This is a genomic window from Curvibacter microcysteis (assembly GCF_028649455.1).
Lineage (GTDB): Bacteria > Pseudomonadota > Gammaproteobacteria > Burkholderiales > Burkholderiaceae_C > Curvibacter > Curvibacter microcysteis.
In genome coordinates, this window is the sequence record NZ_JAQSIO010000001.1 from 364,443 (window position 1) to 377,183 (window position 12,741).

The 12,741-nt window shown below is 66.8% G+C and carries 7 protein-coding genes and 1 pseudogene; 7 read left to right on the forward strand and 1 reads right to left on the reverse strand.

What is annotated here, in order from left to right:
• Nucleotides 1–23: 23 nt before the first annotated feature.
• Nucleotides 24–2,585 carry a nitrite reductase large subunit NirB gene (gene nirB, locus PSQ39_RS01580; protein WP_273924837.1) on the reverse strand — a complete coding sequence of 854 codons (2,562 nt, stop codon included), beginning with the start codon at nucleotides 2,583–2,585 and terminating at the stop codon, nucleotides 24–26.
• A 433-nt stretch (nucleotides 2,586–3,018) separates the two neighbouring features.
• Between nirB and PSQ39_RS01585 the strand changes: the two genes are divergently transcribed.
• From PSQ39_RS01585 to PSQ39_RS01615, 7 genes and pseudogenes are all read left to right on the forward strand, one after another.
• On the forward strand, nucleotides 3,019–3,189 hold the full coding sequence (locus PSQ39_RS01585) for a hypothetical protein (RefSeq protein WP_273924838.1): 171 nt from the start codon (nucleotides 3,019–3,021) through the stop codon (nucleotides 3,187–3,189).
• Nucleotides 3,190–3,526: 337 nt separating this feature from the next.
• Nucleotides 3,527–3,901 (forward strand): annotated as a pseudogene (locus tag PSQ39_RS01590) (RNA recognition motif domain-containing protein); the annotation flags it as partial.
• 420 nt (nucleotides 3,902–4,321) lie between these two features.
• Nucleotides 4,322–7,540 (forward strand): efflux RND transporter permease subunit, encoded by a 3,219-nt coding sequence (locus tag PSQ39_RS01595; protein ID WP_273924839.1) that lies wholly within the window; start codon nucleotides 4,322–4,324, stop codon nucleotides 7,538–7,540.
• 1 nt (nucleotide 7,541) lies between these two features.
• The gene (locus PSQ39_RS01600) at nucleotides 7,542–8,837 is read left to right on the forward strand and encodes an efflux RND transporter periplasmic adaptor subunit (protein ID WP_273924840.1); all 1,296 of its coding nucleotides are present in this window, start codon (nucleotides 7,542–7,544) and stop codon (nucleotides 8,835–8,837) included.
• Complete coding sequence (locus tag PSQ39_RS01605) at nucleotides 8,834–10,315, forward strand: efflux transporter outer membrane subunit (RefSeq protein WP_273924841.1); 1,482 nt, start codon at nucleotides 8,834–8,836, stop codon at nucleotides 10,313–10,315. The genes PSQ39_RS01600 and PSQ39_RS01605 overlap by 4 nt, the downstream gene beginning before the upstream one ends.
• A 137-nt stretch (nucleotides 10,316–10,452) precedes the next feature.
• On the forward strand, nucleotides 10,453–10,890 hold the full coding sequence (locus PSQ39_RS01610) for an acyl-CoA thioesterase (protein ID WP_273924842.1): 438 nt from the start codon (nucleotides 10,453–10,455) through the stop codon (nucleotides 10,888–10,890).
• A gap of 168 nt (nucleotides 10,891–11,058) precedes the next feature.
• Nucleotides 11,059–12,729, forward strand: a complete 1,671-nt coding sequence (locus PSQ39_RS01615; protein ID WP_273924843.1) for a glycosyltransferase family 39 protein — start codon at nucleotides 11,059–11,061, stop codon at nucleotides 12,727–12,729.
• Nucleotides 12,730–12,741: the final 12 nt, after the last annotated feature.

The following is a 12,741-nucleotide window of genomic DNA, read 5'->3' on the forward strand; positions in this document are numbered from 1 at the left end:
CAATTCCTCCAGGCCTGGGGGGCTCAAGCCAGGGCGCGCGGGGCGCTGGCGGATGCGGATGCGTTGGCTGTGGCGGCGGCCAAGTCACGCTCTTCGGGGCGGGCCGGGCGGATCTGGCCGCGCTCTTCGACAAACACGATGTGCTCGTCGGCGCGGTCGCTGTTCACAAAAGACCGGAAGCGCTGGCGCACCTCGGGCGTGGTGACGGCGGTTTTCCACTCGCATTGGTAGGTGTCGACCACTTGCTGCATCTGGCTTTCCAGCTCGGCGCACAGGCCCAGGCTGTCGCGCAGGATGACGTCTTGCAAATAGGCCAGGCCGCCCTCCAGGTTCTCACGCCAGGTGCTGGTGCGTTGCAGGCGGTCGGCGGTGCGCACATAAAACATCAGCACGCAGTCGATCAGGCGGATCAGCTCGGCCTGGCTCAGGTCGGACGCGAACAACTCGGCGTGGCGCGGCTTCATGCCACCGTTGCCGCACACGTACAGGTTCCAGCCCTTGTCGGTGGCGATGACGCCAATGTCCTTGCCCTGGGCTTCGGCGCATTCGCGGGTGCAGCCCGAGACGCCAAACTTGATCTTGTGCGGCGCGCGCAGGCCTTTGTAGCGGTTCTCCAGCAGCACGGCCAGGCCCACGCTGTCGCCCACGCCGTAGCGGCACCAGGTGGACCCGACACAGCTCTTCACCGTGCGCAGCGACTTGCCGTAGGCGTGGCCGGACTCAAAGCCCGCCGCGATCAGCTCTTCCCAGATGGCGGGCAGTTGCTCGACGCGGGCGCCAAACAAGTCCACACGCTGGCCGCCGGTGATCTTGGTGTACAGGCCGTACTTCTTGGCCACCTGGCCCACGGCGATCAGACCGTCGGGCGTGACCTCGCCGGCGGGCATGCGCGGCACCACCGAGTACGAGCCGTCTTTTTGGATGTTGCCCAGGTAGTAGTCGTTGCTGTCTTGCAGGCTGGCCAGGTCTTTCTTGAGCACAAACTCGTTCCAGCACGAAGCCAGCACGCTGGCGGCCACGGGCTTGCAGATGTCGCAACCCAGGCCGTGGCCGTGGCGCGCCAGCAGCGCGTCAAAGCTGCGGATCTGGCCCACGCGGACCAGGTGGTACAGCTCTTGGCGTGAGTAGGCAAAGTGCTCGCACAGGTGGTTGTTGACGGCCAGGCCCTGCTTCTTCATCTCGGCCTTCATGACCTGGGTGACCAGGGGCACGCAGCCGCCGCAGGTGGCGCCCGCCTTGGTGCAGGCCTTGAGCGCCCCGATGGAGGTCGCGCCCTCGCACACGGCCTGGCAGATCTGGCCTTTGCTGACGTTGTTGCACGAGCAGATCTGCGCGCTGTCGGGCAGCGCGTCCACGCCCAGCGTGGGCTTGGCCTGGCCGTCGCTGGACGGCAGGATCAAGAACTCCGGCTGGGCCGGCAGCGCGATGGCGTTGAGCGCCATTTGCAGCAGGCTGCCGTACTCGGCCGCATCGCCCACCAGCACGGCGCCTAGCAGGCGCTTGCCGTCTTCGCTGACCACGATCTTCTTGTAGACCTGCTTGATCTCGTCGCTGTACTGAAAGCTGCGGCTGCCCGGCGTCTTGCCATGGGCGTCACCCAGGCTGGCCACGTCCACCCCCATCAGCTTGAGCTTGGTGCTCATGTCGGCGCCCACAAAGGCGGCGTCGTCCTGGCCCCCGATGTGGCGCGCGGTGACGCGGGCCATCTCGTAGCCGGGCGCCACCAGGCCAAAGGTCTGGCCGTTCCAGGCGGCGCACTCGCCAATGGCGTAGATGTCGGGGTCGCTGGTGCGGCAGGCGCTGTCGATGTTGATGCCGCCGCGCGGGCCCAGGTCCAGGCCGCTGGCACGGGCCAGTTCGTCACGCGGGCGGATGCCGGCGGAGAACACGATCATGTCCGCCTCCAGCGCCGAGCCGTCGGCAAACACCATGCGGTGGCGGGCCTCGGTGCCGTCCACGATCTCCAGGGTGTTCTTCTGGGTGTGCACTTGCAGGCCCAGGTCTTCGATCTTCTGGCGCAGCACGCGGCCACCGCCCTCGTCCACCTGCACCGCCATCAGGCGCGGGGCAAACTCGACCACATGGGTTTGCAGGCCCAGGTCGCGCAAGGCCTTGGCACATTCCAGGCCCAGCAAGCCGCCGCCCACCACCACGCCGGTCTTGGCGCGGGCGCCACAAGCGGTCATGGCCTCCAGGTCTTCGATGGTGCGGTAGACAAAGCAGTCGGCGCGGTCGTGGCCGGGCACGGCGGGCACAAAGGGGTTGGAGCCCGTGGCCAGCACCAGTTTGTCGTAGGGCAAGACCTCGCCCGCCGCGGTGGTCACGGTGTGGGCGCTGCGGTCAATGGCCACGGCCCGCGAGGCCAGGCGCAGGGTGTAGCCGGTGCGTTCAAAAAAGCCCGGCTCGACCAGGCTCAGGTCTTCGGCGGTCTTGCCGGCAAAGAACTCGGACAGGTGCACCCGGTCGTAAGCGGGGCGAACTTCTTCGCCCAAGACGGTGATCTGGGCCTGGGGCAGGCCGGCTTCGGCCAGGCTTTCCAGGAACTTGTGGCCGACCATGCCATGACCCACAACGACGATTTTCATAAGCACCTCAGAGGCGTACAGGCGCTGCTGTCCCTTGCCAAGACGGGACTGCTTCGCCTGGGCAGGGGTGGCGCTGAGCGCTCACACCCGCCTGGGTTGAAGAAATCTAAGAAAAATGGACCTCCGAAGCAGCCTTGAATGAACCAAGACCGATGGGGGCGCCATGCTTCTCCGCCGTCGTTAGCGGAAACCGGGTGCGAACGCGTGGGCGACAATACCTGCGGGCACGGCCACATCAAGCAATCTTCATGCCCAAGCAAACTGGCCTCTGACGGCCCCCGGCAGCACCGAAACATGGCGACGCGCGCCAACTTGGTGCCCTGGGTGGGGTCGCGCCAAGTTGGCAGCGCCCCAAATAGACCTTGACCTGTGCGACCGACGGAGTAAAACCCAAGGTAAGCGGCCCCATCAGGCCGCCAGCAGCGAGGGCCTTATGAACAACAAGCGCTTTTGGGACGAAGACCTTCGGGTCTGGGCGCGCCAATGCCTGGCCGACCTGGTGACCCTGGTGTTGTTTGTCGCCGTCTTCATGACCCTGACCCTGCCCGTGGTGGTGCCGGGACTGCTGCTGTGGTGGTTCCAGCAGATCACGGGCAGGCCCTGAGGGGTGGCGGGGCGAAGGGCGCGCAGGCCGCCAGGCCCCAGATCAGCGCCTCCGGCCAGCCGACGGCTGACCGTCCGGCGGGTCTGCTCGCTGTCAGTCTGGTGAAAGCAGGGGCGAAATCTGTCTTTTCCAGTCAACAACCGGCCCCTCCAGCCCACTTAAATCAAGAAAGCCAAGCTTATTTCTAAAAAATTGCTAGGTGTTTTTGGATTCCGCGCATTTAATGCATGAGTGCAATTCAAGTTGCACAGGCTTGCGGTGATTGGCCAGGTTTTCGTCTGAAATGTGCGTTTTCGGGACTCCATCGCTTTCTCTATGTATTTTTAGGAGTCCCAAAATGGGCAACAAACTCTACGTCGGCAACCTGCCGTACCAAGTTCGCGACAACGATCTCGAACAAGCTTTCAGCGAATTCGGCACCGTGACCAGCGCCAAGGTCATGATGGAACGTGACACCGGCCGCTCCAAGGGTTTCGGCTTTGTCGAAATGGGCAGCGATGCTGAAGCTCAAGCCGCTATCAACGGCATGAACGGTCAATCCATGGGCGGCCGCAGCGTCACCGTGAACGAAGCCAAGCCGATGGAACCCCGTCCCCCGCGCAGCGGTGGCGGCTTCGGCGGCGGCGGCGGCGGTTACGGCGGTGGCCGTAGCGGCGGCGGCGGCGGCGGCTACGGCGGTGGCCGCAGCGGCGGCGGCGGCTACGGCGGCGGCAGCAGCTACTAAATAGAATCGATCTGCGGCTGAGGCCCTGGCGCTTCGGGTGGTCTCAAAGCCACTCAGCCCCCAGCAGCCTCTGCCCCGATTCAAGAAAAGCCCCTCTCGAGGGGCTTTTTTGCGTCTGGGCCCTCCGAAACACCCCCTCTCGGTGTTGGTTGGACGCGTCAAACCAAGCGCTCAACACCTCAGGCCCAACCCGAAGTTCCCAGGGTTTACCCCCAGGCTTCCCCCCAAAACAGCACTTGGCTACGACAAAGCAGCATAAAGCAACGCACAGCGCCTGAGCTCATGCGGTAAACCTGCCAGAGGCTCCGATGGGGCTTTGCTTTCTCCTGCACAATCCGCGATCACGTCCGCTTGAGCCCAACCCGGGGCTGGGCCGCGACGCCTGTCTGCCAACCGGATGCCTGATCAATGTGGATCGTCAATATTGCGCTGCGCCGCCCCTACACGTTCATCGTGATGGCCTTGCTGATCGTGCTGGCCACGCCGTTGACGCTGATGCGCATGGCGACAGACATCTTTCCGGAAATCAACATCCCGGTCATCAGCATCATCTGGAACTACAGCGGCTTGTCGGCCCAAGAGGTGGGCACCCGCATCACCAACGTCAATGAGCGATCGCTGACCACCACCGTCAACGACATCGAGCACATCGAGTCGCAGTCCCTGGCCGGGATCGCGGTGATCAAGGTTTTCTTCCAGCCCAACGCCAACATCCAGACCGCGCTGGCCCAGGTCACGTCCTCGGTGCAGGCGGTGGTGCGGCAAATGCCGCCCGGCATCACGCCCCCGCTGGTGATCAAGTACTCGGCCTCCAGCCTGCCCGTGATCCAACTGGGCTTGTCCAGCCCCAGCATGTCCGAGCAGGGCTTGTTCGATGCGGCCGTCAACTTTTTGCGCCCGCGCCTGATCACCATCCCCGGCGCGGCCGTGCCCTTCCCCTACGGCGGCAAAAACCGGCTGGTGTCGGTGGACCTGGACACCAAGGCCTTGCAGGCCAAGGGACTGACGCCCACCGATGTGATCACCGCCATCAACGCGCAAAACCTGATCCTGCCCGGCGGCACGGCCAAGCTGGGCGAGACCGAATACACCATCTCCATGAACGGCTCGCCCGACACCCTGGCGGGCCTGGGCAACCTGCCCGTGCGGTCCAGCAACGGCAGCACCATCGTGCTCAGCGACGTGGCCAATGTGCGCGACGGCTTCTCACCCCAGACCAACGTGGCGCGCCAGGACGGCAGCCGGGGCGTGCTGCTGTCGGTGCTGAAAAACGGCAATGCCTCCACGCTGGAGATCGTCGACAAACTGCGCAGCCTGCTGCCCACGGTGGCCCAGACCCTGCCGCCAGACCTGAAGATCACCCCGCTGTTTGACCAGTCCCTGTTCGTCAAGGCAGCCATCACCGGCGTGGTGCATGAGGCCTTGATCGCCGCCTGCCTGACCGCCGCGATGATCCTGCTGTTCCTGGGCAACTGGCGCAGCACCTGCATCATTGCGGTGTCGATCCCGCTGTCGGTGCTGGCCTCGATCCTGGCCTTGTACGCGCTGGGCGAGACCATCAACCTCATGACCCTGGGCGGCCTGGCGCTGGCCGTGGGCATCTTGGTGGACGACGCCACGGTGACCATCGAGAACATCGAGCGCCACCTGCACCTGGGCACGCCGCTGGAGCAGGCCATCCTGGACGGGGCGGGCGAAATCGCGGTGCCGGCCTTTGTCTCCACCCTGTGCATCTGCATCGTGTTCGTGCCCATGTTCTTCCTGACCGGCGTGGCGCGCTTTCTGTTTGTGCCGCTGGCCGAGTCGGTGGTGTTTGCCATGCTGGCCTCTTACGTGCTGTCGCGCACCCTGGTGCCCACCCTGGTCATGCTCTTGATGCGCAAGGCCCCGGTGCCTGACGACAGCCGCCCCGGTCCGCTGCGCCGCATCTACCTGGGTTTTGACGCGGCCTTTGAGCGCCTGCGTGGCGCCTATGTGGTGATCCTGAGCGCACTGCTGCCGCGCCGGGGCAGCTTCATCTTGTTGTTCTTGCTGTTCTGTGTGGGCTCGTGCGGCCTGTACGGGGTGCTGGGTCGGGACTTCTTCCCCACCGTGGACGCGGGCCTGATCCGCCTGCACTTCCGCGCCCCCACCGGCACCCGCATCGAAGAAACCGCCCGACTGGCCGACCGCATTGAAAACGCGGTGCGCCAGATCGTGCCGCCCGAGGAGCTGGAAACCATCCTCGACAACCTGGGCCTGCCCTACAGCGGCATCAACCTGTCGTACAGCAACGCCGGCACCATCGGCACCCTGGACGGCGAGGTGCAGATCGCGCTGAAAAAAGGCCACGCCCCTACCGACGACTATGTGCGCCGCCTGCGCGCCGAGCTGCCGCCGCAGTTCCCGGGCGTGGAGATCTTCTTCCAGCCGGCGGACATCATCACGCAGATCCTCAATTTCGGTCAGCCCGCGGCCATCGACGTGCAGTTTGCCGGCCCCAATGTGGCCGAGAACTACCGCCTGGCCAGTCTGCTGCAAAGCAAGGTGCGGCAGATCGATGGGGCCGTGGACGTGCACATCCAGCAGCGCATCAACCAGCCCACCAAAAAGCTCGACATCGACCGTGCCCAACTGCAGCAGCTGGGCCTGAACGCCAACAACGTGGCGCAGAACCTGTTGGTCTCGCTGTCGGGCAGCTTCCAGACCGCCCCGGCCTTCTGGCTCAACCCCAGCAACGGCGTGGTCTACACGGTGGCGGTGCAAACCCCGCAGTACAACGTGGACTCGCTGGACACCTTGCTGCAGATCCCGGTCGGCGCCCCCATCACCAACAACAACCCCAATGCCACGCCGCCCACCCCGCAGCTGATGAGCAACCTGGTCACCGTGCGCCCGGCGCGCGAGCAGACCGTGGTGTCGCGCTACAACATCCAGCCGGTGGTGGACCTGTATGTCAGCGTCTCCGGGCGTGACCTGGGCAGCGTGGCCAGCGAGGTGCAAAAAGCCATCGACAGCATCAAAGACGAGCTGCCCCGGGGCAGCACCGTCAAGATGCGCGGCCAGGTGGAGACCATGCAGTCCTCCTTCCTGGGCCTGGGCCTGGGCCTGATGGGCGCCATCGTGCTGGTCTACCTGCTGATCGTGGTGAACTTCCAGTCCTGGATCGACCCGCTGATCATCATCACCGCCCTGCCCGCCGCCCTGGCCGGCATCGCCTGGATGCTCTTCCTGACCGGCACACCGCTGAGCGTGCCCGCCCTGACCGGCGCCATCATGACCATGGGCGTGGCCACGGCCAACAGCATCTTGATGATCTCGTTTGCCCGCGAGCGCTTGCTGGACGGCGCCGCACCGCTGTCGGCCGCGCTGGAAGCCGGCACCACCCGCCTGCGCCCGGTGCTGATGACGGCCCTGGCCATGATCATCGGCATGCTGCCCATGGCCATCGGCCTGGGCGAAGGTGGCGAGCAAAACGCCCCGCTGGGCCGCGCCACCATTGGCGGCCTGCTGTTTGCCACCGTCTCGACCTTGTTCTTTGTGCCGGTGGTGTTTGCCGGCGTGCACCGTTGGCTGGAGCGCCGTGCCGCCCGCCACACGCCCCCCAGCCTGCCCACCCCCACGCCCTCCAGCCTAGGAAATGCCTGACATGAGCCACGCGCAGCGACACTCTTCCATCGGAATCCATGGCCTGCACGAGCATGAAGGCGCTCACCAGATCCGCCGCCTGCTGCTGTTGCGCCGCGCCAAGTGGGTGGCCCTGGCCGCCCTGCTGGCCTTGGGGGCGGGTGCCGGCGCAGTGATGTTCGAGCGCGCCGCCCACGCGCGCGAACTCAGCGCCGCCACCCAGACCAACGCCAAGATCCACGTCTACGTGGTCTCGGCCCGCCCAGGCCGCGGTCAGCAGTCCTTGCAGCTGCCGGGCACGCTGCAGGGCTACATGGAGACGCCGCTGTACGCCCGCGTCAGTGGCTATGTGCAACGCTGGCACAAAGACATTGGCGAGCGCGTGAAGAAGGGGGATTTGCTGGCCGAAATCGCCACCGGCGAGACCGAGCAGCAACTGGCCGAGGCCCGCGCCAACCGCCAGCAAGCCCAGTCCAACCTGCAACTGGCGCGCACCAGCTTTGAACGCTGGCAAGGCCTGCGCCAGCGCGACGCGGTGTCGCAACAAGAGCTGGACGAGCGCCAAAACACCTTGAAGCTGGTGCAGGCCAATGTGGCCGCCACCGAGGCCAATGTGCAGCGCCTGGAGCAGCTGCTGTCCTATGGCCGCATCGTGGCGCCGTTCTCCGGTGTGATCACCAAGCGCAACATCGACGTCGGCAGCCTGGTCGACGCGGGCAACGGCGGCGCGCCCAAGCTGCTGTTCACCCTGTCGCAGGTCGACCCGCTGCGCCTGTACGTGGCGGCCCCGCAAAGCGCGGCGCCGCGCATCAAGGTCGGCAGCGATGCCGTGGTCACCCTGTCCGAGCTGCCGGGCCAGAGCTTCACCGGCAAGGTGGTGCGCACGGCTGGCGCCATCGACCCGGCCACCCGCACCTTGCAGGTTGAAATCAACCTGCCCAACGCTGAAGGCAAGCTGCTGCCGGGCTCTTACGTGCAGGTGGCGCTGCAAACCGCCGCCGCCGACAAGCCCACGCTGACCGTGCCCAACAACGCCTTGCTGTTCCGCCCCGAAGGCACCCTGGTGGCCACAGTGACCGACGGCAAGGTGCACCTGCAAAAAGTGACGCTGGGCCGCGACCTGGGCGTGCGCATCGAGATCCTGAACGGCCTCAAGCCCAGCGACAAACTGATCGTCAACCCGCCGGACTCGCTGGCCGAGGGCGATGCCGTGGAAGCCTCCGACCTGCCCGAGCCCAAGGCCCCCGAAGGCAAGGGCGGCGGCAGCGACAACAAGCCGGCTGGCGACAAGCCCACCCCGGCCCGGAGCGCATCGTGAGCGCGTCCAGCCCCACGCCACTGCGCCGCCCGCTCTGGCTGGCGCTGAGCTTGAGCGGCCTGCTGCTGGCGGGCTGTTCGGCCGTGGGCCCCGACTACCAGCGCCCCGCCGTCACCACCCCGGCCCAATGGCAGACCGAGCCCGGCTGGCAAAGCGGCCAACCGCGCGACACCGAGCCCAAAGGCAGTTGGTGGACGCTGTACGGCGACAGCCAGCTCAACGCCTTGATGGACCTCGCCCAGCGCCAGAACAACACCCTGGCCCTGGCCCAGTCGCGGCTGGAACAGGCACGCGCGCAAACCAGCTCGGCCCTGGGCGCGCTGCTGCCGCGCGTGGGCCTGCAAGGCGGCACCTCCCGCTACCAGACCTCGGCCAACCGGCCGGTGACCAGTTACACCAGCACCAACAGCTCGGTGCAGCAAAACGACTACAACCTGGCCTTGACGGTCAGCTACGAGGTGGACCTGTCGGGCCGCGTGCGGCGCCAGCTCGAAGGCGCGCGCGCCAGCGAGGCGCAATCGCAGTCCGACCTGGAGAACACCCGCCTGTTGCTGGGCGCCCAGTTGGCCAGCAGCTACCTGGCCCTGCGCGGCCTGGACGCCGAGATCGAGGTGCTGCAGCAAACCCTGCGCGCCCAGCGCAAGACGCTGGACTTCGTCAACGCGCGCCACGAGCTGGGCAGCGCTTCCGGCATTGACGTGGGCCAACAGCAAGGCCTGCTGTCGGGCACCGAAGCCCAGCTGCAGTCGCTCCAGGACACACGCGCCCGCTTCGAGCACGCGCTGGCCACGCTGACGGGCCAGCCCGCGCCCACCTTCCGCCTGAGCGCCAACAGCCAATTGCCTGTGCCACCCCAGGTGGCCTTGGGCCAGCCCGCCGACCTGCTGGAGCGCCGCCCCGACATCGCCAGCGCCGAGCGCGCCATGGCCGCCGCCAACGCCCAGATCGGCATTGCCAGCAGCGGCTACTACCCCAGCCTGACCCTGTCCAGCTTGTATGGCGACGACAGCGGCAGCCTGGCCAAGCTCTTCAGTGGCCCCAGCCTGCTGTGGTCGCTGGGCCTGAGTGCCACACAAACCCTGTTCGATGGCGGCCGCACCACCGCTGCGGTGAACGTGGCCAAGGCCAGCTACCAGCAAGCCAGTGCCAATTACCGCCAGGCCGTGCTGGTGGCCTTCCAGGAGGTGCAGGACGGGCTGAGCACCCAGGCCGCCTTGCGCCAGTCCTCGCGCGCCTTGCAGCAGGCCGTGGCCAGCGCTGAAAAAGTGCTGAGCCTGTCGCAGGCCCGCTACCAGGCGGGCGCCTCCAGCCTGCTGGAGGTGGTGCTGGCCCAGCAAACCCTGCTGGGCTACCAGCGCCAGGAGGTGCAAAACCGCAGCCAGCAGTTGCTGACCTCGGTGCAGCTGGTCAAGGCCTTGGGCGGCGGCTGGCAGGCCGAGCCCGGCACCGCCCTGGCGACCCAGACCCGCGCGCCCTGAAGCCCCAGGCGCCCTGATGCTGCGGCGGGGGCCCAGCGCCGGCCCTGGCCGGGGGAATCGCGCCGCCTGAACCCGCCAATCGACCGGCCGGGCACAATACCGCTCCTTCTGCTGAACCTCCCTTTCCCGTCCCCGCCATGGCCCGCCTCCAATTTGAACTGCCCGACCACTACCTGTTCTCCACGGAGATGCAGATCTACATCAGCCATGTGAACCAGGGCGGCCACCTGGACAACGCCCAACTGCTGACCTTGGTGTCTGAGGCGCGGGTGCGTTTTTTCCAGTGGCTGGGCTACCGCGAGGCGGGGGTGGAGGGCTTGTCCATCGTGGTGGGCGACATCGTGGCCCAGTACAAATCCGAGGGTTTTCATGGCGAAACCATGTGCGTGGCCATGCTGCCGCAGGACTTCAACCGCTACGGCTTCGACCTGGTGTTCTGCATGACCGAAAAATGCAGTGGCCGCGAGGTGGCCCGCGGCAAGATCGGCGTGGTCTTTGTCGGCAAACAGGACAAAAAGGTCACCCCCGTGCCCGAGGCCTTCCGCGACCGCCTGGCCGCCGCCGCCGCGGCTTGAGGCCGCCTCGAAACCCGCTCGGCCAGCTGGGGCGGCCCGAATATAATCAGCCGCCCCGCCAGCACGGACGGGCCCTGGTCCGCCTGGCGGATGCGGTGGCCTGGCGCGCAGCGGCCCCGCCTTCTTTTTTTCACCGAACGGGACCCCCCGCAGCGGACCAGACCCACCGTGAATCACACCTCCCCGGCGTCCCTGTTGAACCCCAGCGCATCGCGTCAACGCGGACGGCTCGCGCTGTGGCCGCTGCTGACCGGGCTGGCCTTTGTGGCCTTGTGGCTGTTCACCCTGGGCAGCCGTGCCCTGATCTCGCCCGACGAGGGTCGCTACGCCATGCTGTCGCTGGCCATGCTGCAAAGCGGCGACTGGATCACCCCGCGCCTGAACGGCCTGCTCTATTTTGAAAAGCCCCCCTTGCAGTACTGGGGCGGGGCGCTGTCCATGGCGCTGCTGGGCGTCAGTGACTTCAGTGCCCGGCTCTGGCCGGGTCTGGCTGGCCTGTTGACCGTGGGCCTGCTGGGCCACACAGCGCACCGCCTGTGGGGGCCGCGCACCGGCGTGCTGGCCTTGCTGTGCGGCGCGGGCACGGCCTGGATCTTGATCAACAGCCACTTTCTGTCCCTGGACGCGGGTTTGTGCGCGGCGCTGACCCTGGCGCTGTGCGGCTTCTTGCTGGCCCAGCACGACCAGGCCCAAGGCCAGGCGCGCAGCGGCTGGATGCTGGCCGCCTGGGTCGGGCTGGCCGCTGCCGTGCTGAGCAAGGGCCTGGTCGGCCTGCTGATCCCGGGCGCCGTGCTGGTGCTGCACAGCCTGTGGCGGCTGGACTTTGCCATCTGGCGCGCCATGCGCTGGGTGGTGGGCCTGGCCTTGTTTGCCGTGCTCACCGTGCCCTGGTTCTGGGCCGTGTCGGCACGCAACCCCGACTTTGCCTGGTTCTTCTTTGTGCACGAGCACCTGCAGCGCTACCTGAGCCCTGTGCACAACCGCGAAGGCCCGCTGTGGTACTTCATCCCCTTTTTGCTGCTGGGCTTCATGCCCTGGACCGGCGCCTTGCCCTGGCTCATGCGGGTGCGGCGCAGCGACTTTGCCGAGGGCTTTTTGCTGGTCTGGGCGCTGTTTGTGATGCTGTTCTTCAGCGCCTCCAGCTCCAAGCTGCCGTCTTACATCCTGCCCATGTTCCCGGCCCTGGTGCTGCTGTTGGCGCGGCGCCTGGAGCAGGCCTCCTGCCGCGCCCTGAGCTGGCACCTGTTGGTGCCGGTGCTGGCCTGGTCCGGCGGCTTGGCGGTCTGGCTGCTGGCCGAGCAGTTGGTGGCCAAGGACAGCAGCCCCGCCATTGCGCGCGCCATGCTCAATGGCGTGGGCCTGGCCAGTGCCCTGTTCCTGCTGGCCAGCGCGGTCGCCTGGTGGCTGCTGCGCCGTCAGCGCAAAGAGGTGGCTGTGGCTGTGCTGGCCCTGGCCAACAGCGTGTGCGTGCTGATCGGGCTGCAGGCGCACAACGGCTATGGCCTGCAAAAAAGCAGTGCTGAACTGGTGCAGGCCATTCCCCAGGCCCTGGACCCGGCCGTGCCGGTGTTCTCGCTGCGCAGCTACGACCAAACCCTGCCGTTTTACCTGCGTCGCCCCGTCACCCTGGTGGAGTTTGTGGGCGAGTTCGAATTTGGCCAGGCGCGTGAGCCCGAGCGCTGGGTCCCCACGCTGGAGGCCTTTGTGCCGCGCTGGCAGGCCGCGCCCCAGGCCGTGGCCTACATGGAGCGGCCCACCCTGGCCGCGATTCAAGCGCTGGGCCTGACGCCGCGCATCGTGTTCCAAGACGAGCGCCGCGTGGTGATCGCCAAACCCTGAGGCCCCGCCCCT

Excerpts from the sequence above, each read along its gene's own strand:
- nirB (WP_273924837.1), bottom strand. The coding sequence starts at position 2,585 with ATGAAAATCGTCGTTGTGGGTCATGGCATGGTCGGCCACAAGTTCCTG.
- PSQ39_RS01585 (WP_273924838.1), top strand. The coding sequence starts at position 3,019 with ATGAACAACAAGCGCTTTTGGGACGAAGACCTTCGGGTCTGGGCGCGC.
- PSQ39_RS01595 (WP_273924839.1), top strand. The coding sequence starts at position 4,322 with ATGTGGATCGTCAATATTGCGCTGCGCCGCCCCTACACGTTCATCGTG.
- PSQ39_RS01600 (WP_273924840.1), top strand. The coding sequence starts at position 7,542 with ATGAGCCACGCGCAGCGACACTCTTCCATCGGAATCCATGGCCTGCAC.
- PSQ39_RS01610 (WP_273924842.1), top strand. The coding sequence starts at position 10,453 with ATGGCCCGCCTCCAATTTGAACTGCCCGACCACTACCTGTTCTCCACG.